The organism is Marinimicrobium sp. ARAG 43.8, assembly GCF_050113635.1.
Classification (GTDB): Bacteria; Pseudomonadota; Gammaproteobacteria; order Pseudomonadales; family Cellvibrionaceae; genus Marinimicrobium.
This window is the reverse complement of the sequence record NZ_JBNJLT010000002.1, coordinates 310,117-327,106: the sequence shown is the minus strand read 5'-3', so window position 1 is coordinate 327,106 and position 16,990 is coordinate 310,117. Positions and strand designations below refer to the sequence as shown.

At 58.2% G+C, this 16,990-nt stretch carries 16 protein-coding genes and 2 tRNA genes; 5 read left to right on the top strand and 13 right to left on the bottom strand.

The window, feature by feature from the left end; translation table 11 throughout:
* Nucleotides 1–10 precede the first annotated feature (10 nt).
* Entirely contained in the window at nt 11–1,036 is a 1,026-nt protein-coding gene (locus ACQCLF_RS06725; protein WP_426985532.1) for an RAMP superfamily CRISPR-associated protein, read from the bottom strand.
* Nucleotides 1,033–2,160: a CRISPR-associated ring nuclease Csm6 gene (gene csm6 / locus ACQCLF_RS06720; protein WP_426985531.1), complete on the bottom strand. Its 1,128-nt coding sequence runs from the start codon at nt 2,158–2,160 to the stop codon at nt 1,033–1,035. The genes ACQCLF_RS06725 and csm6 overlap by 4 nt, the downstream gene beginning before the upstream one ends.
* A gap of 172 nt (nt 2,161–2,332) precedes the next feature.
* Between csm6 and ACQCLF_RS06715 the strand changes: the two genes are divergently transcribed.
* Nucleotides 2,333–2,409, top strand: a tRNA-Met gene (locus ACQCLF_RS06715).
* A 106-nt stretch (nt 2,410–2,515) separates the two neighbouring features.
* On the opposite strand, the gene ACQCLF_RS06710 is transcribed toward ACQCLF_RS06715, so the two are convergent.
* The 10 genes from ACQCLF_RS06710 to ACQCLF_RS06665 all read right to left on the bottom strand — a co-directional run bounded on the left by ACQCLF_RS06710 (nt 2,516) and on the right by ACQCLF_RS06665 (nt 11,685).
* A complete protein-coding gene (locus tag ACQCLF_RS06710; protein WP_426985530.1) occupies nt 2,516–3,481 on the bottom strand; it encodes a nucleotidyl transferase AbiEii/AbiGii toxin family protein in 966 nt (321 codons plus the stop codon).
* Between the two features lie 8 nt (nt 3,482–3,489).
* A complete protein-coding gene (locus tag ACQCLF_RS06705; protein ID WP_426985529.1) occupies nt 3,490–4,248 on the bottom strand; it encodes a type IV toxin-antitoxin system AbiEi family antitoxin domain-containing protein in 759 nt (252 codons plus the stop codon).
* A 298-nt stretch (nt 4,249–4,546) separates the two neighbouring features.
* Nucleotides 4,547–5,638, bottom strand: coding sequence for a redox-regulated ATPase YchF (gene ychF, locus ACQCLF_RS06700; RefSeq protein WP_426985528.1), 1,092 nt, complete (start codon nt 5,636–5,638; stop codon nt 4,547–4,549).
* Between the two features lie 79 nt (nt 5,639–5,717).
* Nucleotides 5,718–6,302, bottom strand: coding sequence for an aminoacyl-tRNA hydrolase (gene pth, locus ACQCLF_RS06695; RefSeq protein ID WP_426985527.1), 585 nt, complete (start codon nt 6,300–6,302; stop codon nt 5,718–5,720).
* A gap of 134 nt (nt 6,303–6,436) precedes the next feature.
* Complete coding sequence (locus ACQCLF_RS06690) at nt 6,437–7,084, bottom strand: 50S ribosomal protein L25/general stress protein Ctc (RefSeq protein ID WP_426985526.1); 648 nt, start codon at nt 7,082–7,084, stop codon at nt 6,437–6,439.
* 108 nt (nt 7,085–7,192) lie between these two features.
* Complete coding sequence (locus ACQCLF_RS06685; protein WP_426985779.1) at nt 7,193–8,122, bottom strand: ribose-phosphate pyrophosphokinase; 930 nt, start codon at nt 8,120–8,122, stop codon at nt 7,193–7,195.
* Between the two features lie 225 nt (nt 8,123–8,347).
* A tRNA-Gln gene (locus tag ACQCLF_RS06680) sits at nt 8,348–8,422 on the bottom strand.
* Nucleotides 8,423–8,447: 25 nt separating this feature from the next.
* Entirely contained in the window at nt 8,448–9,290 is an 843-nt protein-coding gene (gene ispE, locus ACQCLF_RS06675) for a 4-(cytidine 5'-diphospho)-2-C-methyl-D-erythritol kinase (protein WP_426985525.1), read from the bottom strand.
* On the bottom strand, nt 9,287–9,907 hold the full coding sequence (gene lolB / locus ACQCLF_RS06670; protein ID WP_426985524.1) for a lipoprotein insertase outer membrane protein LolB: 621 nt from the start codon (nt 9,905–9,907) through the stop codon (nt 9,287–9,289). The genes ispE and lolB overlap by 4 nt, the downstream gene beginning before the upstream one ends.
* On the bottom strand, nt 9,904–11,685 hold the full coding sequence (locus tag ACQCLF_RS06665) for a tetratricopeptide repeat protein (RefSeq protein ID WP_426985523.1): 1,782 nt from the start codon (nt 11,683–11,685) through the stop codon (nt 9,904–9,906). Before ACQCLF_RS06665 ends, lolB begins: the two co-directional genes overlap by 4 nt.
* Before the next feature lie 229 nt (nt 11,686–11,914).
* On the opposite strand from ACQCLF_RS06665, the gene hemA reads away from it, so the two are divergent.
* Genes hemA through ACQCLF_RS06645 form a run of 4 tightly spaced genes read left to right on the top strand, consistent with a single transcriptional unit; the run spans nt 11,915 to nt 15,947 of the window.
* Nucleotides 11,915–13,201, top strand: a complete 1,287-nt coding sequence (hemA, locus tag ACQCLF_RS06660; protein WP_426985522.1) for a glutamyl-tRNA reductase — start codon at nt 11,915–11,917, stop codon at nt 13,199–13,201.
* On the top strand, nt 13,198–14,277 hold the full coding sequence (prfA, locus tag ACQCLF_RS06655) for a peptide chain release factor 1 (protein ID WP_426985521.1): 1,080 nt from the start codon (nt 13,198–13,200) through the stop codon (nt 14,275–14,277). The genes hemA and prfA overlap by 4 nt, the downstream gene beginning before the upstream one ends.
* A gap of 44 nt (nt 14,278–14,321) precedes the next feature.
* The gene (gene prmC / locus ACQCLF_RS06650) at nt 14,322–15,164 is read left to right on the top strand and encodes a peptide chain release factor N(5)-glutamine methyltransferase (protein WP_426985777.1); all 843 of its coding nucleotides are present in this window, start codon (nt 14,322–14,324) and stop codon (nt 15,162–15,164) included.
* Nucleotides 15,165–15,200: 36 nt separating this feature from the next.
* Nucleotides 15,201–15,947: a HesA/MoeB/ThiF family protein gene (locus tag ACQCLF_RS06645; protein WP_426985520.1), complete on the top strand. Its 747-nt coding sequence runs from the start codon at nt 15,201–15,203 to the stop codon at nt 15,945–15,947.
* 3 nt (nt 15,948–15,950) lie between these two features.
* Here the strand turns inward: ACQCLF_RS06645 and ACQCLF_RS06640 are convergent, their stop codons facing one another.
* Nucleotides 15,951–16,952, bottom strand: a complete 1,002-nt coding sequence (locus ACQCLF_RS06640) for an adenosine kinase (RefSeq protein ID WP_426985519.1) — start codon at nt 16,950–16,952, stop codon at nt 15,951–15,953.
* Nucleotides 16,953–16,990: the final 38 nt, after the last annotated feature.

The following is a 16,990-nucleotide window of genomic DNA, read 5'->3' as shown; positions in this document are numbered from 1 at the left end:
CTTTGGCTCCTTAGTTCAGACGCTGCAAGCTGGAGTTATCCAATGTGCTGGAGACAGTGCGCCAGGCTGATTGCAGATCCTGCAGTGACAGCCTCTTGCCGCCTTCATCCGGGATGCAGTGTGGCAAAGCAAAGACACGCACGGTCAGTTTGCCTGGTTGTGAGGCTATGGCTTTCCAGCGCAGCGGGCTGGGCATTCTTCCAGGTGAGGCAAACCCCAGTGCCGGGCGTAAATCCTTGCCATTTTTCAGGGCGGTTCGCACGGCTTTTCGCTCACCTGCAATGAACGTCATCGCTTTGTCCCAGCTATCGAATGTGTTTTTACTTTCCCACACGCAAAGCCCTTTTTTATCGCTTGCCAGGGACATGGCCCAATCGTCTTGCAGGCAAGCGTCAATATCTCGCGCATAACGCTGCATATCATTGGTTTGCAAAGCCTTCGCACCTTCGACATTCAGGGCACCCCAGCCACCCCGGCTGCGGCTGCCCAACAGACCGAAGGCGTGAATCAGTGCGATGGTCTCTTCCATGCGCGGCTGAAGCTCATCGGGGAACGCCAGAACCAACTGGCGCACGGCTTCGGCTACAACTTCGGATTTGATGCCAGTGCGGTTTGGCAGTCCGTTGCCTCGCTGGATCAGCCCGAACCAGGCATAGCTGGTACTCAGGCCGTCACTAAGCGGTGCTATCCCCTGCTGGCTGCCAGTGGTCCAGGCGGTTTGCTGCTCCAGTGCATTCAACCGCAGTCGAATCGCACTCTTCCGCGCCGCCACCTTCTGCCCTTGCTTATCCTTGTCATCTTCCAGCCAGGCATGGCCAAACAACAAACCTTCTTCCCGGCGCATGGCGGTGATATCCACCTTGAATTGCTTTTCAGCGGCATAGGCCACCCGCCACCACTGCCGCAGCAGTGCCTTGAACGGCGGGGTACGCCACTGGCCGTTCTGCTCGGCATTGCCAAGAAAGGCAGGGGTGAGGAATCTCACTGTGTAGCTCAACTGCTTCATGCTCGCATTCTCTCTGGTCACGGTGTTCATTGTTTATCCTGAATATTGCGATTAGAGATCGACTCGATACGCACGTCCAAGTCTTCAGGCAGAGCATAGCCTTTGTGCCCGTGAACGGTGCAGTTGGCAAGCTTGCAGCGCTCCGCCAGCTCTGGCCCCAGGCTGTTAATCAGAGTGCCATTCAGCCTGGACACCGTCTGCTCCAACCATTGCTGGGTGATACCTTCGGCTTTTAATTTATTTTCTGTCTTGGTACTCAGGGAAAGCCAGTGATCTTCGCTAATGCTGAGTAATTCATCGGGAGAACGCTTTTCGCCTTCCACCACGGGCTCTATAGGTGGCTGGTGACGTTGTTTACGTATGGCGGCCCATAGCAGCAAGCCCATCTGTCCCGGGGATAGCTTGCCTGTCCGGTCATTCACACGATAACTCCCGCTGCCTGGGTAGAGGATCAGGTGCACTTTTTCAGTGGCTTCCCGGGCAAGACGGACTGTCTCGCTAAAGCTGTGAGTGCCTTGCAGCAGGCTGCTTGGGAGACGGTTGCGCAGGCGTACAAAGGGAATTTGTGCCAGCCAGACTTTGGCCTCGCGGGTATCCAGGGTTCTGCCATCACGGGTATGAATGTGATTGGTATAGGGCGTTGGGTAGAAGAAGTTTTGGTTCGATTCATAGTGTTCGCTCACCAGTACATGGCTCAGGCGATCTTGCGGGCGGCCAAACAACGACAGGGCGTAGCCCGCATAAAAGCCCATGGTCTTTCGGCCGCCAGCTAGTGAAACGTGTAATTCTGTCCCTTCATCGTTGGTCAGGTCACGAATGCTTGAGGCAATAACATCGGCGGCGACTTCGTTATCCTCGGGAGTACGCAGATCGGAGAGAGGCGGAGTGCCTGGGGCCTGGATGACGGTGATGTGCTGCTTGGTAAATGCTATAGGATGGCTGATCTGGTAGTCATTCAGCAGCCGCTGGAAGTGCTTTTCGCCTTCCAGCAGATGTTGTACGGCATTGAGCCTCCCTTGTTCTGTGGTGATCAGCCTGACTTCATCTGGAACCCAGCGTTGCTCCTGGATCAGCGAATAAAGCGTTTCAGTGATGATCTGCGGAGACATACCGCTGACCGCCAGAAGGACCTTGCGGGAGCGTTGTGCGGGCAAGTGTAGTCCCTCCCTTGCTTGGTTTATTTGTGTGCCAATATAGTATCCATTCTGTCCGGGTTTTGCAGCTCCAAGTATTTATAAGCTTTTTAGGGTAATAACTTGACGATCGTGGGCTTCAGACGCTTGACTTTGGGGGAGTATGAAGGGAAAATACGCGCCCTCAACAAGTGGCTAGGTAGCTCAGCTGGTTAGAGCACAGCACTCATAATGCTGGGGTCGGCGGTTCAAGTCCGCCCCTAGCTACCACTTTACAGAGGCCTGATTTGCAGGCTTCGGCAGTGTCAGGGCCTGCAAGCCCTTGCAGATACGCCCAGCGCTTGTGCAGACATTGTCCTCAGTTCAAATTACTACTTCACCTTCGATCGCTTCGTTCAGGTCCACATCTTCCCCAAGCTTTGCCGACATGGCCCAAGCCAGCATCAAGCGCATTGGCCTGGGCGGCGAAATCTTCAGGGCGCCGCTTGCGGAAGGTTTCGAGATTACGGAGTTTCCAGCGTAGCGCTGGCAACTCCGCTGCATAAGGGCATTGCAGCAACGACCAATCTGGCTCTGCACGCACTAGACCACTCAGAAATTGTTTGTGCGCGGTAGTTAATCGCTGCGGTAATTCATGCTTCAACTGCGTACGGGTCTCCAGCAAGGTATCCAGAGAACAGTCCACTTCGGTCATGCCAACAAAGGCGTGTTCATACTCGTTGGCGATATCCTTGTCGTTGCTGAACAGCACTTCATGGGGTGGCCGGTTGTGTCCGGCCAGATAGGTCACGAAGCACTCGATCATGTTGTCGCTGATGCCCCCAGATTCGTATAGCCGCCACACATCGAACAGGTCGCGAGGGTGTTGCCGGTCCAGCGCAGCCACCAGCTTGCTGGCATACAATTCATCCGGCGCCAGCATTGGTAGTTCGAACTCTACGCCGAATAAGTTGCTGGTATTGGCACTTAGTGCACGCCGCTCGACGGGCAGTACGCTGCCTCGGAAGACGACATTGACCTCGATCTTTACCTGACTGGTCTCGTTCTCGACGATCAGCTTGGTGTCCCTCAGGTCCTTGGTGCTAACAAGGCGAGTTTGTAATCCCAGTGGGGCAACACGTGTGGCGATAGCCGCCAGTTCCTGGTTGATGGTTTGCAGTGCTTCGTCACGTGGAGTCTGCCGCGGGAGGTACACCACGTCGATATCTACCGATAAGCGCGGCATGTCCTGCACGAAGAGGTTGATGGCCGTGCCGCCCTTCATGGCAAAGATGTCATTGGCAAACACATTGGGTGCGATGGCCAGTAGCAGGCGAACGGTATCGGCATAGTGTTTATCCATGATGTTTCTCATCCATGAGGGCGTAGGCTCAACAGAGTGCCGTCATCAAGGCGGCTCATCCAGCGGGAGGCACTACCGGTGCGTATGGGATATTGATCCAGCAAATCATCGACATCCAGGAGGTTAGTTTCGCGTGCCCAGGTGAGGAACAGGCGCACGGCTTTCACGCTGGTGCAACAGGATAGCAGTTGTCCGAACACCGTTTTGCGGGGTGATCTCAGGCCGTCGAAGAGGTTGCGGGCTTCTTCGAGACTTTGCTTGACGCCTACCTCGTACAACAGTTCCAGCACGGCGCGTTCGGGGGAGGCCACCCGGAGATGATCGGGCAGGCCCGGCGGCGTGGTCAGGGTCTTGTTAGCCAGCGCTGTGTCTGGCCAATCGAACAGGCGGGCGTGGGAATAGCGCGCAGGAAAGCGTGAGGTGAACCAGGTCGGCAATGCGAAGCGCTTGTCGCCCCAAAGCACCCAGGTTTCTCGATTGCTCAGATTATGTCGCACGCCCTGCAGGGCCAGAGCGCTCTTGCCACCGATATGCAGGCCAGGCACACGTTGCTGCAAAAATTTCAGTGCGCCGTAGATGTCGAAGTCGTCGTTCGGAAAGGCATAAACGCCCTGAGCCAGGCGCACGAGCCATCCTGCCTCCGCATAATGGGCGGCGAGTTGCGGCGATACCTCGAATTGAGCAAGGGTGGCCAGCTCGAATGGTGTCCCACGTGGCAACGTCGCTTGCAGGCGTTTGATTATATGGTGTCTGGATTTTTCATTCATGCGTGAAAACTAGCACATAATTTAATCATTCAAAAGGTTTGTGTATGAATTTTGGTTTGAAATTACTATATGGTTTTATTTTTATAACAATATCTAATCGGGAGAGGTTGGCTATATACGGACTTTACCACTCGTTTCGGTGCCCCCATTTGCACCCCAAAATATCTTGACTTGTAACAGGAGTATGATTTTGGGGTTTATCTATATTTAACAACAAAAATGGCCCAATTAGGGCCACTTTTGCGTCTATTAGCGTCTTTTAAGGTCTACAGGCCTATGTCAGGGTTGCAGCCAGTCCTCAGACGTTGAACCGGAAATGTACGACGTCGCCATCTTGCACAATGTACTCCTTGCCTTCCAGGCGCCACTTCCCTGCATCTTTGGCACCCTGCTCGCCGTTGTGCGTGACGAAGTCCTCGTAGGCCACCACTTCGGCCCGGATGAAGCCTTTCTCGAAGTCGGTGTGGATTTTTCCGGCAGCCTGGGGCGCGGTGGCACCCAGCGGAATGGTCCAGGCTCGGACCTCTTTCACGCCAGCGGTGAAATAGGTGTGCAACCCCAGCAATTCGTAGCCGGCGCGGATAACGCGGTCCAGCCCGGCTTCTTCCATGCCGAGGTCCTGCAAAAACTCCAGTTTCTCATCGTCTTCCAGTTCGGCAATTTCCGCTTCCAGCTTGTTGCAAATGGGCACCACAATCGCATTTTCTTCGGTCGCGATGGCCTGCACTTTGTCCAGCAGCGGGTTGTTGTCGAAGCCATCTTCGGACACATTGGCAATGTACATGGTGGGCTTGACGGTCAGCAGGTTCAGCTCCCGCAGTTGCAGCAGTTCGTCGTCGCTCAAACCGAAGGAGCGCAATGGCCTGGCGTCGTCCAGGTGCGGCTGGATTTTCTCCAGCAGTGCTTTCATGGCCATGGCGTGCTTGTCCTGGCCTTTGGCGGCCTTGGCGTAGCGCAACAGGGCTTTGTCCACGGTTTCCAGGTCGGCGAGTGCCAGCTCGGTATTAATGACCTCAATGTCCGCCGCCGGGTCTACAGCGTTGGCGACATGGATGACGTTGTCGTCCTCAAAACAGCGAACCACGTGAGCAATGGCGTCGGTCTCGCGGATGTTGGCCAGGAACTTGTTGCCCAGCCCTTCACCTTTGGAGGCACCGGCGACCAGGCCGGCGATGTCCACAAACTCCATGGTGGTGGGGATCACTTTTTCCGGTTTTACGATGGTGGCCAGTTTATCCAGGCGCGGGTCGGGGACCATCACCACGCCCGCATTGGGTTCAATGGTGCAGAAAGGAAAGTTCTCTGCGCCGATTCCCGCTTTGGTCAGTGCGTTGAATAGCGTGGATTTGCCCACGTTGGGAAGTCCGACAATACCGCAGTTAAAGCCCATGGGAGAATGTATCCAAGGTTAGAGAATGAAAAACAGGGCGGAATTATACAGGGCGGGGCGGGCTCGTAGTAGGGGCCGCTCACGCCTTGGTGTGAAGCTGGTTCATCGCTTTGGCCCACTGGCCGCTGGCCGCGAGAGCCAGGCTGTCCAGCGAGCGCTCAATCGCTTCGTCGATCAGTTGCTGTTCGCTGGCGGGGGCTTTTTTCAAAACATACCCCACCACCTGAGAGGCCGATCCCGGGTGGCCGACGCCCAGGCGCAGGCGGTTGAAATCCTTGTTGTTACCCAGTGCCTGAATGGTGTCGCGCAGGCCATTGTGGCCGCCGTGGCCGCCGCCGTGTTTCAGTCGCGCGGTGCCTGGGGGCAGATCCAGCTCGTCATGAGCGACCAGTATGGCCTCTGGAGGCACTTTGAAAAACTGAGCCATGGCGCCGATGGCGCGGCCACTGCGGTTCATAAAAGTGGTGGGGATCAGCAGGCGGATGTCCTGTCCGTTCAGTGTGATGCGCGCCGTCAGGCCGTGGAATTTCGTCTCCGGGGTGAGTGTGGCACCTTCGCGGCGTGCCAGCTCACTGACAAAGTCGGCACCGGCGTTGTGTCGCGTTCGGTCATATTCCGATCCGGGATTTCCCAGGCCGACAATCAGTTGCAACGGGGTGTCCATGAATGAGGGTCCTGTCTGTGCAATGAAAGAAGGTGTGAAAACTGCTTCGAGGACATTGTAGCGCGAGAACACGCCAGACATAAAAAAACACCCCGGTGGCGTTAGCCCCCGGGGTGTTTTCGGCGTGCGGAAACTTACTTCTCTTCTTCGCCGCCTTCGGCTTCGCCTGACTCGCCTTCGGCGTCGTCAGAAGCCATGCCACGCGGTTTGTTGATGGATACGACCGGCTGGTCGTGATCCGCGCCGTGGCTCAGCTCCACAGACTCAACCCCTTTGGGCAGTTTCAGATCGGAAATGTGCAGGCTGTTGCCCAGTTCCAGATCGGCCACGTCCACCTCAATGAACTCCGGCAGGTCGGCTGGCAAACAGGTCACTTCCAGTTGCACCATGTTGTGCACGATCTTGCCGCCTTGCAGCTTGACGCCTTTGGCTGTCTCTTCGTTGAGGAAGTGCAGCGGGACGCTGGTGTGCAGTTTGGTGGTTTTGGAAACGCGCTGGAAGTCTGCGTGCATGGTGAACCCTTTGGCGGGGTGACGCTGCAGATCTTTCAGGATGACATTTTCGGACTTGCCATCAATGCTCAGTTCGATAATGTGAGAAAAGAAAGCTTCGCTTTCCAGCTGCTTGCTCAGTTCTTTCTGACTCAGCATGATGGAAGCGGGTTTCTTTTTACCACCGTAAACGATGGCGGGTACTTTGCCTTCGAGACGACGCAGGCGGCGGCTCGCACCTTTCCCCAAGTCGTCCCGGGCTTCGGCGTTCAATTTAAACTCTTCAGACATGATCAGTCCTCAAAAAGATGTCCGCTGGGGTCCGCGACCAGAACCGTCAGCGGGGTTCTAAAAAACCGCCCGTTATCGGACGGCCGTTAACCGAGTGCCATGACCGTGTTAGCGGAACATGGCGCTCAGTGATTCTTCATTGCTCAGGCGACGCACCGCTTCGGCCAACATTTTTGACAGCGTCAGTGTGCGGATGCGAGAGCACTGTTGTGCTTCTTCACTCAACGGGATCGAGTCGGTGACGACCAGTTCATCCAGTTGGGAGTTGTTGATTTTTTCAATAGCGTTGCCGGACAGTACCGGGTGGGTACAGTAGGCCAGAACGCGACTGGCGCCCTGATTTTTCAGCGCCTGGGCAGCGTTGCACAGTGTGCCGGCGGTATCGACCATATCGTCCACCAACAAACAGGTGCGGCCATCCACTTCACCGATAATGTTCATCACTTCGGCCACATTCGGGTTGGGCCGACGCTTATCGATAATTGCCAGGTCTACGCTCAGTTGTTTGGCCAGTGCTCGGGCGCGTACTACACCGCCGATATCCGGCGAGACCACAATCAGGTCTTCAAAATTTTGTTTCTCAACGTCTTCGAGCAACACCGGGGAGCCGTACACGTTATCGACGGGAACGTCGAAGAAGCCCTGAATCTGCTCGGCGTGCAGGTCTACAGTCAGCAGGCGATCAATGCCCACGCCCACCATCATGTCGGCCACGACCTTGGCGGTGATTGGCACTCGCGCGGAACGCACGCGGCGATCCTGTCGGGCGTAGCCGAAGTAGGGTACTACCGCTGTGATTCTTCCGGCGGAGGCGCGGCGCAGTGCATCAATCATGATCATCAGTTCCATGATGTTGCGATTGGTGGGTGCGCAGGTCGGTTGCACCACAAAGACATCGCGGCCCCGAACGTTGGTGTTCAGCTCCACCGATATTTCGCCATCGGAAAACTGCGAGACTGAGACGTCCCCCATTTCAATGCCCAGGCAATCCACGATTTTGTGGGCCAGTTCGGGGTTGGCGTTACCGGTGAATACCATTAACTCAGTCACGGTCGGTACCTTTTTGTCTGTCTTGCTTTGTTTGTCGGTCTTGCTGGTTTGCGTTGTTGGGTCGGGCCGGGAGCGAGGGGGGCGGGGTGTGCGCCTGTAAAGCAGCGGGCGACGGTGCCGGTATTCGATCCACGGGAGCTCTTAAGGTGAGATGCTATAGGCGTCGACCCAAAACGAACAACGCCGCTGACAACAGCGGCGCCTTAACGAAAATGGCTGGGGCGGTAGGATTCGAACCTACGCATGACGGGATCAAAACCCGCTGCCTTACCGCTTGGCTACGCCCCAGTGGCAATCGTTCCGGCGATTACTGCTAATCGCCCATCTGGCTGACCGGTGACTGGTTCACGCCCCTGGCGACAAAAGAAGACCAGGATTCAGGCGTCTGCCTCAGTATTTCCAGTGCATCCGCTTTCGAATCGAAGGCGGCAAAGACACTGGCGCCGGTGCCGGACATTCTAGCGTTGCTGACAAAATTTTCCAACCAAATCAGCACTTTATCGACTTCGGGATAAAGCTTTCTGACCAGTGATTGGCAGTCGTTTTTGCCGCCCCGCTCAAGAAAGGCCGCTACTGTAATGGGCGCTGTGTCTCTTGTCAAATCTTTGTGACAAAAAACCCCAGCGGTCGAAACGGCGGTATTTGGCGTGATCACCAGGTACCAGCGTTCGGGCAATTCGAGCGGCGTCAGTCGCTCACCGACGCCTTCTGCCCAGGCGCTGTGGCCGCCCACAAAAACCGGTACGTCCGCGCCGAGTTTCAGCCCGATGGCTTGCAGAGTGGGGGTATCCAGTCCGCAGTCCCACAGCTGATTCAGGGCGATCAGTGTAGTGGCCGCGTTGCTGCTGCCCCCGCCGAGTCCGCCGCCCATCGGCAATCGTTTCGTCAGATGAATATCGACGCCGGTGGGATCTGATGCGAGCGGGTGCAACGCCGCCGCCGCCCGATAGATCAAATTGTCTTTAAGGGAAACGCCGGCGAGCGCGGGAGCAAGGCGAATATCGCCGTCCTTACGACATGAAAAGCGCAGCTCATCGCCGTAATCCAGTAACTGAAACGCCGTTTGTAGCTCGTGATACCCGTCGGTGCGACGCCCGAGAATATGCAGGCACAGGTTGAGCTTTGCCGGCGCGGGCAAGATCAGCGGCTGGGTCATGTGTCGGAGCGCTCCGCAGGGGCGGCCTCGGGGAACGTCCAGCGGTGGATCACCAAAATAAGACGAATGTCGTCGCGTTCGGCGACAATCCGGCCCGGAAGCGGCAGCAGGCGGGTGGCGTGATAGTCACTGAAGTGTAACGTCCAGTCGTTCTGGGACAGGGTTCCCAGCAACCCCTCTGCAGTGCGCTCGAGCACTCGGTAATCGGTCTCGGGGGAGGGGATGCCGCGTACCCAGTACAGCAAGGGTTCCACGGGAAGCTGCCAGCCCGTGGCCTGCCAGACCAGTTCGCTCGCGCTGGTCGCTTCCAGAGGTGGTTCGCCGCCCTGGCGCAGACGCACGCCGGTGTCGGTGGTATCAATAATAACGCGACCCTGTCCAAACGGGCCGCTCAGGTCGATGCGAAAATCATCGCCCCGTTGGCGCCACCCCAGGCGTGCGCTGCCGTTGTCGTCTGGCACCCGTACTGCGAGCTTACCGCTCAACTGCCAGTGTGTCAGCGCGGCAGCGCGGGCCTCGTGAGCCTGCCAGTTGTCCACCGGTTGCACGGGTTGGCGGGCACAGCCCGCCGCGAGAACCAGAATGCCGATGGCCAAGACATGAAGCCCGCGAATCATGGCGTTACCTGCAAGCGGCGCATGGTGGCGGGAATCAATTCGCTGTCTGGGTCAACCTCCAGGCCTTGTTGCCAGACTTGCCGGGCCTCTTCACGACGTCCCAGTTGCCAGAGCACTTCACCCAGGTGAGCGACAATCTCCTGGTCCGGATAGGCCTCGGCGGCTTCCTGTAAATAGGGAAGGGCCTCTTCGGGTTGCCCCAGTTTATAGAGCACCCACCCCATACTGTCGAGAATAGCGGGTTCATGAGGTTGCAGCGTCAAGGCTCGCTCGATCAAGTCCCGGGCTTCCTCGTAACGGTCAGTATTGTCCGCGAGGGTGTAGCCCAGAGCATTGAGGGCGGTGGCATTTTGTGGGTCGTATTTAAGCAGTTCCCGCAAGTCCCTCTCGGTGGCTTCCGGGTCACCCTGTCGAGCATAAAGCATGGCCCGGCTGTAGAGCAGGTCGCTATGGGTGGGATGCTGTTCCAGGGCGCTGTCCAGCACCTGCTCGGCGTAGTCGGTGTAACCGTGCTGAAGCAGGGCTCGCGCCTGTAGCAAGTAGAGATCGGCGGCACGGTCCGGGAAGCGGTTGCGCAGGCGGTTCAAGTGATCGTTGGCGGCTTCCAGCTCACCGTTTTCCAGCAGAATGTGCTGAATGTTCAGCGTGGCCTGAAGAAAGTCGCCACCGGGCTCGACCTGCAAATAGTGCAGCAGGGCCTCTTCCAGCCGGTCTTCGTGTTCGGCGATCTGGCCGAGATAAAAGTTGGCCGGAGAGGTATGTTCGCCGACATCCAGCAGTGTTTCAAAGCTTTCTTTGGCGGTGTCGGTATCGCCGTTCTCAAGCGCGACAATACCGAGCGAGAGCTGCAAATCCGGATCAGTGGGCTCCTGTTGGACTAGCACCTCAAACTGCTCCTGAGCCAGCGAGATATCGTGCTGGGTCAGGAGCCTGGCGTATTGCAGGCGAAGCCGCAGGCTTTGGGGGTCGTCCTCCAGCGCTTCCATCAGCAGGCGCAAGGCGTCCCCTCCGCGGTCCATCTGGCTGAGCAGCGTGGCCTTCAAAATGTGGGCCGCTTCGTTGTCCGGGTTACTTTTCAGTGCCAGGTTGGCGTAGTCGAGTGCGGGCTCCAGTTCCTCTTCCTGTTGCAGGAGCAAGCCGGTGCCCACCAGCAGTTCCGTGTGTTCGGGGTAGGTTTTCAAAAGCTCCAGATAACCGTTTAACAGCTGTTCCCGCTGTGTGTCGGTGGCCTCGGCCGCGCTGGCCGCGATGTTCTGGAAAAGGGTGTGCTCGCCTTTTTCCTGCAACTTCCGTGACAGCTCAAACGCCTCTTGGAGACGCCCGCCTTTGAGCAGCGCCAACGCGGCGTTGAGCTGGGCTTCGCTGTCGTCGGGCGCCACTTCCACCCATATCAGAGAGGCGTCGAGCATAGCGCTTTCGGCGGACAGAAAGCGCGCAATGTGAGTGGCGCGGGCCGCTACCTGGGGGTCGCGTGTTTCGTAGGCCTGTTGCAGGTAGTTGGACAGCGCAATATCAAACTGCTGGCGGCTGCCGGCGATTTCGGCGGCCAGCAAGGCATACAGCGTGTCGCTGGTGAATGACCGCGTGTGCGGCAGCGAGCGGGGCTGGTCCGACGACGCGGAAGGCTCGACCGGGGGTTCATTGGCCTTGGCCGGTGTGTCCTGATCCTGCTCGACCTTGGGGGCGGCTTCACCCTCAGGTGAGGTAGGCTGCTGGGCGCAGCCAATCAGCAGGACGCCGGCGAGCAAAATCGTGACAAAAGAGGCATGAGCGTTCATAGCATCCCATGGTGTTGTGGATGGACAGTTTCATGAGCGGTTGGGTCATCATAAACAGTGCGCGCGATCTGTGCCAGCGTGAGCCGTTAATGAGGCGGCGCTGGCTTCGACGTCCGTTCGGGAGGATAATTCCTCGTGTGCGGGGTCGATTTCGGGCCGCGCCCCTTGCGCCCGGCCTTCTGGGGCCGGACAATGGCGTCCCTTTGACTGGCAAAACCGCTCCGAGTTTATGACCCTGTTGGCATTCGGCATCAACCACAACACCGCTCCCCTGGCGATACGCGAGCGGGTGGCCTTTGCGCCGGATACGCTGGAGCAGGCGCTCCTGCAGGCCCGCGAGCGGGCCGGCTTGAGCGAAGTCGCCATTCTTTCTACCTGTAACCGCACCGAAATTTACGCTGCCAGCGATGCCGAGCTGGATGCGTTGCTGGCCTGGCTGCTGGATCACACCCAAATGAACGCCCAGGCGTTCAGCCGCTGCTACTATTGTTTTCGGGATGCCGATGCGGTGGGCCATATGATGAAGGTCGCCGGAGGCCTGGATTCCCTGGTGCTCGGAGAGCCGCAGATTCTCGGGCAAATGAAATCCGCCTACGCGGTCGCCAGTCAGGTCGGCACCGTGGGCGCCACTTTGCACGCGACGTTCCAGCGGGTGTTCGGTGTGGCCAAGCGAGTACGCTCAGAAACCGCGATTGGCGAAAATCCGGTGTCGGTGGCCTATGCGGCGGTTACCCTGGCGCAACAGATTTTCTCGGATCTGAAAGAAGATACGGCGCTGTTGGTCGGCGCTGGCGAAACGATTCAGCTCGTCGCCCGCCACCTCAAGGAGCAGGGCATTCGCCGTCTGGTGGTGGCCAACCGGACGCTGGAACGCGCTGAGGTATTGTCCCGCGAGTTTGGCGCCGAAGCAATTTTGCTGGCCGATATTCCCGAGCATCTGCACCGGGCCGACATCGTGATTTCCTCCACCGCGAGTCAGTTGCCGCTGTTGGGTAAAGGGGCGGTGGAATCAGCGCTGAAAAAGCGCAAACACAAACCGATGTTTATGCTCGATATCGCCGTGCCCCGGGATATCGAGGAAGAGGTCGGTGCGCTGGACGATGTATACCTTTATACGGTGGATGACCTGCATGCGGTGATCGACCAGAATAAAAAGTCTCGCGAAGCGGCCGCGGGGAAAGCCCGTGAAATTATCGCCGAAGGGGTGGCGGAGTATCTGAAAACCCAGCGTGCCCAGGACGCCTCCGCCACGATCCGTGCCTATCGCGCCCAGGCCGAGGCGCACGCCGCGGCGGAACTGGACAAAGTGCAGCGCGCACTGGAGGCGGGGGGCGATCCCCAGCAGTTGCTTGTGCAACTCTCGCGCGCGCTGACCAATAAACTGTTGCACCCGCCGAGCGTGGCATTGCGCCAGGCTGGCGCCGAGGGGCGCAATGAGATCGTTTCGGCCGCGCGTGAACTGTTTGGTTTAGCGGCGGGTGACACTCACACCGATGGAAAGCAAGAACGCGAATGAAAGCCTCGATTCAAGACAAACTGTCCCGTTTGACTGAACGCTACGAAGAAGTCGGCCAATTGCTGTCGGACCCCGACATTATTGGCGACCAGAATCGTTTCCGTGATCTGTCAAAGGAGTACGCGGAGCTCGAGCCGGTGGTGCAAAGCTACGACCGCTATCGCCGCATGCAGGAGGATCGCGAGGAAGCCGAAGCGATGCTCGACGATCCCGAAATGCGCGATATGGCACGCGAAGAACTCGCCGCATGCGACGAACATCTGGGGCCACTTGAAGAAGAGCTGCAACGTCTGTTGCTGCCGAAAGATCCGAACGATGGCAAGAACGTGTTCCTGGAAATTCGCGCGGGCACCGGCGGTGACGAAGCCGCCATTTTTGCCGGCGACCTGTTCCGCATGTACAGCCGTTTTGCCGAGCAGAAAAAATGGCGGATTGAAGTGCTGAGCCAGAGCGAAGGCGAGCACGGCGGCTACAAGGAAATTATCACCCGGGTTGCCGGAGATAACGTGTATGCACAACTGAAATTCGAATCCGGTGCCCATCGCGTGCAGCGCGTACCGGAAACCGAGTCGCAGGGCCGCATTCACACCTCCGCCTGTACCGTGGCGATCATGCCCGAAGCGGATGAGGTGGAAGAGGTCGATATCAACAAAGCGGACTTGCGCATTGATACCTTTCGCGCATCTGGCGCGGGCGGGCAGCACGTTAACAAAACCGATTCCGCCATTCGGGTAACGCACATCCCCACCGGTATTGTCGTCGAGTGTCAGGACGAACGCTCGCAACACAAAAACCGGGCGCGGGCACTGTCGCTGCTGGCCGCAAAACTGAAAAACGCCAGCGAAGAAGCGGCGGCCAAACACCTGTCGGATGAACGACGTAACCTGGTCGGCTCGGGCGATCGTTCCGAGCGCATTCGCACCTATAATTTTCCGCAAGGCCGGGTAACCGATCACCGCATTAACCTGACGCTCTACAAACTGGACGAAGTTATGCAGGGCAATCTCGATGAAGTGGTGCAACCGTTGGTGCACGAGTATCAGGCCGATCAGTTGGCGGCATTGTCTGAAGCGTAATGGACGAAGCGTAATGGACGAAACGTCATGAAAGAGGGCGGCGCATTATGACGGTGGCCGAAGCGCTGCGCCTGGCCGCGAAACTGACGCCCATCAGCGATACGCCGCGTCTGGATGTTGAACTCTTGTTAGCCTGGGTGCTGCAAAAAAACCGCACCTGGTTGTACACCTGGCCAGAAAGCGACTTATCCGATGCGCACCGGCAACGCTTCGAAGCCGCGTTTGCGCGCCGTCGTCGGGGTGAACCGCTGGCGCACATCACCGGTCAGCGGGAGTTCTGGTCGCTGCCGCTGGCGGTGAATAGCAGCACGCTCATTCCCCGGCCAGACACCGAGCGTCTGGTGGAGCTGTCGCTCCTGTTGACCGAGTCGTCGCCCTCGGGAGCGGCGCTGGATCTGGGCACTGGCACAGGCGCTATTGCACTGGCCTTCGCCAGTGAGCGGCCCGGTTGGCACGTGAGCGCTGTGGATGTCTCTGCGGCGGCGGTCAGTCTGGCGGAACAAAACCGCGAAGCACTGGGGCTTCCCAATGTAAAATGCTTCACCAGCCACTGGTTTGATGGCGTGAGCCCCGACGCCCGGTTTGACATCATTCTGAGTAACCCGCCCTATATTGCCGACGCCGATCCGCACTTAAATGAAGGCGATGTGCGTTTTGAACCCCGCTCGGCGCTGGTGGCCGCGCAGGACGGGCTGGCCGACATCGAGCATATTCTGGCCCGTGCCCGTAACTTTTTATCACCCGGCGGCTGGCTGCTGATCGAACACGGCTGGACTCAGGGCGAAGCTGTGCGAGCCATCTTCCGGAGCTGTGGCTACCAGTCAATCACCACCGAGCAGGATCTCGGTGGCCGGGATCGAGTCACTCTGGGGTGTCTGAGCCCATAAGCAACCTGCGAGATAAGCCAATGCGAGGTGAGCGCAATGGATGACCGACAACTGCTGCGTTACAGCCGTCATATTATGCTGCCGGAGATTGACCTCGACGGTCAGGAAGCATTGCTGAGATCACGCGTGTTGATCGTCGGGCTCGGCGGGCTGGGTTCACCGGTCGCCCTGTATCTGGCGGCCTCCGGCGTGGGCGAGTTATGGTTGGCGGATCACGACGAGGTTGAGCCTTCCAATCTGCAACGGCAAATTGCGCACACCACCGCGCGCGTTGGGCAGAGCAAAGTGGTGTCCGCTGCCCAGGCGGTGCAGGCGTTAAATCCGGATACCCTCGTGACACCGCTGCATGAGGCGCTGAATGCCGAGCGCCTGGCGACGTTGACGGAGCAGGTGGACCTGGTGGTGGACGCCACGGACAATTTCGGTGTGCGCTATGCCATCAATGCGGCGTGTGTGCGCACTCGCACCCCGCTGGTGTCCGGGGCAGCCATTCGCCTTGAGGGGCAGGTAACCGTGTTTGATTCACGTCGGTCAGACAGCCCTTGCTATCGCTGCCTGTACGATGTCCACGACGATGAACCGCTCAATTGTGCCACCAGCGGTGTAATGGCGCCGCTGGTGGGCGTGATTGGCAGTATGCAGGCACTGGAGGCGGTGAAGCTGCTGGCCGGTGTCGGCGATAGCCTCGCCGGCCGTTTGTTGATTTTTGATGCCGCTCGCAGTGAATGGCGCGAACTGGCATTGCCACGTGATCCGAACTGCCCGGTTTGCGGCGGCGGATAAACGTTAGCCGAAAAACGCCTGCTTCAGCTCCTGATGCTGTTCCGGCCGCAACCGCGGGCCGTATTGGCTCACCACCTTGCTGGCGGCGAGACAGGCAAACCGGCCAGCCGTGTCGTAACCGTGCCCCTGGCTCAACGCATACAGAAACGCGCCCGCAAACATATCGCCCGCGCCATTACTGTCCACGGCCTCTACGGCTTGCGCATCGATAGAATAGGAATGCTTGCCATCGAACACCAGTGCGCCCTCGGCCCCGCAGGTAATGGCAAAACTCCGGCAATAATCCTGCAGTGACTGGGCGGCATCTTCCAGGTTGTCACAGCCGGTAAAGCCCATGGCTTCCTCGCGGTTACAGAACAACAAATCCACCCGATTGCCAATCATTTCCAGCAGGCCATCGCGGAAAAACTGTACCATGGCCGGGTCTGACAGGCTCAGCGCGGTGAGCGTATTGCGGGTTTCGGCCCGCTGGCGCAATGCGATGGCAGCGGCCCGACCAGTGTCGGAACTGACCAGATAACCTTCGATATACACATAGTCCGCCGCGTCAATGGCGGCGGTGTCGAGTTCATTCACCGACAGTTCGGCACTGATGCCGAGGAAGGTGTTCATACTGCGTTCGGCGTCGGGGGTAATCAGTACCAGACATTTGCCGGTAATGCCCTCGGCACCGCCCAGGTGTGCGGGATAGTCCACCCCGGCATCTTTGATGTCATTCAGATAGAATGCGCCGTTCTCATCGTCGGCGACCTTGCAGGAGTAAAAACTGCGACAGCCGAAGTAACTGGCGGCGATGATGGTATTGGCACCGGAACCACCACTGGCACGCTGTGAGTGAACCAAGTGATCCTGCAGGTAGTCCATCAGTTCGTGTTGGCGCGGTTCATCCACCAGCGTCATCACACCCTTGGCAACGGCCATGGCCCGCAGGTTTCCATCGGTGACCTGGATTTCGGTGTCCACCAACGCCGCGCCGATGCCGTAGATGTGATAGTGGTCTGTCATGAAGCCCTCTCTATGGGAGTTGGGTATGGGTTTGGGTT

Coding starts and splice junctions, on each gene's coding strand:
- ACQCLF_RS06725 (WP_426985532.1), bottom strand. CDS start 1,036: ATGAACACCGTGACCAGAGAGAATGCGAGCATGAAGCAGTTGAGCTAC.
- ACQCLF_RS06710 (WP_426985530.1), bottom strand. CDS start 3,481: ATGGATAAACACTATGCCGATACCGTTCGCCTGCTACTGGCCATCGCA.
- ACQCLF_RS06705 (WP_426985529.1), bottom strand. CDS start 4,248: ATGAATGAAAAATCCAGACACCATATAATCAAACGCCTGCAAGCGACG.
- ychF (WP_426985528.1), bottom strand. CDS start 5,638: ATGGGCTTTAACTGCGGTATTGTCGGACTTCCCAACGTGGGCAAATCC.
- pth (WP_426985527.1), bottom strand. CDS start 6,302: ATGGACACCCCGTTGCAACTGATTGTCGGCCTGGGAAATCCCGGATCG.
- ACQCLF_RS06690 (WP_426985526.1), bottom strand. CDS start 7,084: ATGTCTGAAGAGTTTAAATTGAACGCCGAAGCCCGGGACGACTTGGGG.
- ACQCLF_RS06685 (WP_426985779.1), bottom strand. CDS start 8,122: ATGGTATTCACCGGTAACGCCAACCCCGAACTGGCCCACAAAATCGTG.
- ispE (WP_426985525.1), bottom strand. CDS start 9,290: ATGACCCAGCCGCTGATCTTGCCCGCGCCGGCAAAGCTCAACCTGTGC.
- lolB (WP_426985524.1), bottom strand. CDS start 9,907: ATGATTCGCGGGCTTCATGTCTTGGCCATCGGCATTCTGGTTCTCGCG.
- ACQCLF_RS06665 (WP_426985523.1), bottom strand. CDS start 11,685: ATGAACGCTCATGCCTCTTTTGTCACGATTTTGCTCGCCGGCGTCCTG.
- hemA (WP_426985522.1), top strand. CDS start 11,915: ATGACCCTGTTGGCATTCGGCATCAACCACAACACCGCTCCCCTGGCG.
- prfA (WP_426985521.1), top strand. CDS start 13,198: ATGAAAGCCTCGATTCAAGACAAACTGTCCCGTTTGACTGAACGCTAC.
- ACQCLF_RS06645 (WP_426985520.1), top strand. CDS start 15,201: ATGGATGACCGACAACTGCTGCGTTACAGCCGTCATATTATGCTGCCG.
- ACQCLF_RS06640 (WP_426985519.1), bottom strand. CDS start 16,952: ATGACAGACCACTATCACATCTACGGCATCGGCGCGGCGTTGGTGGAC.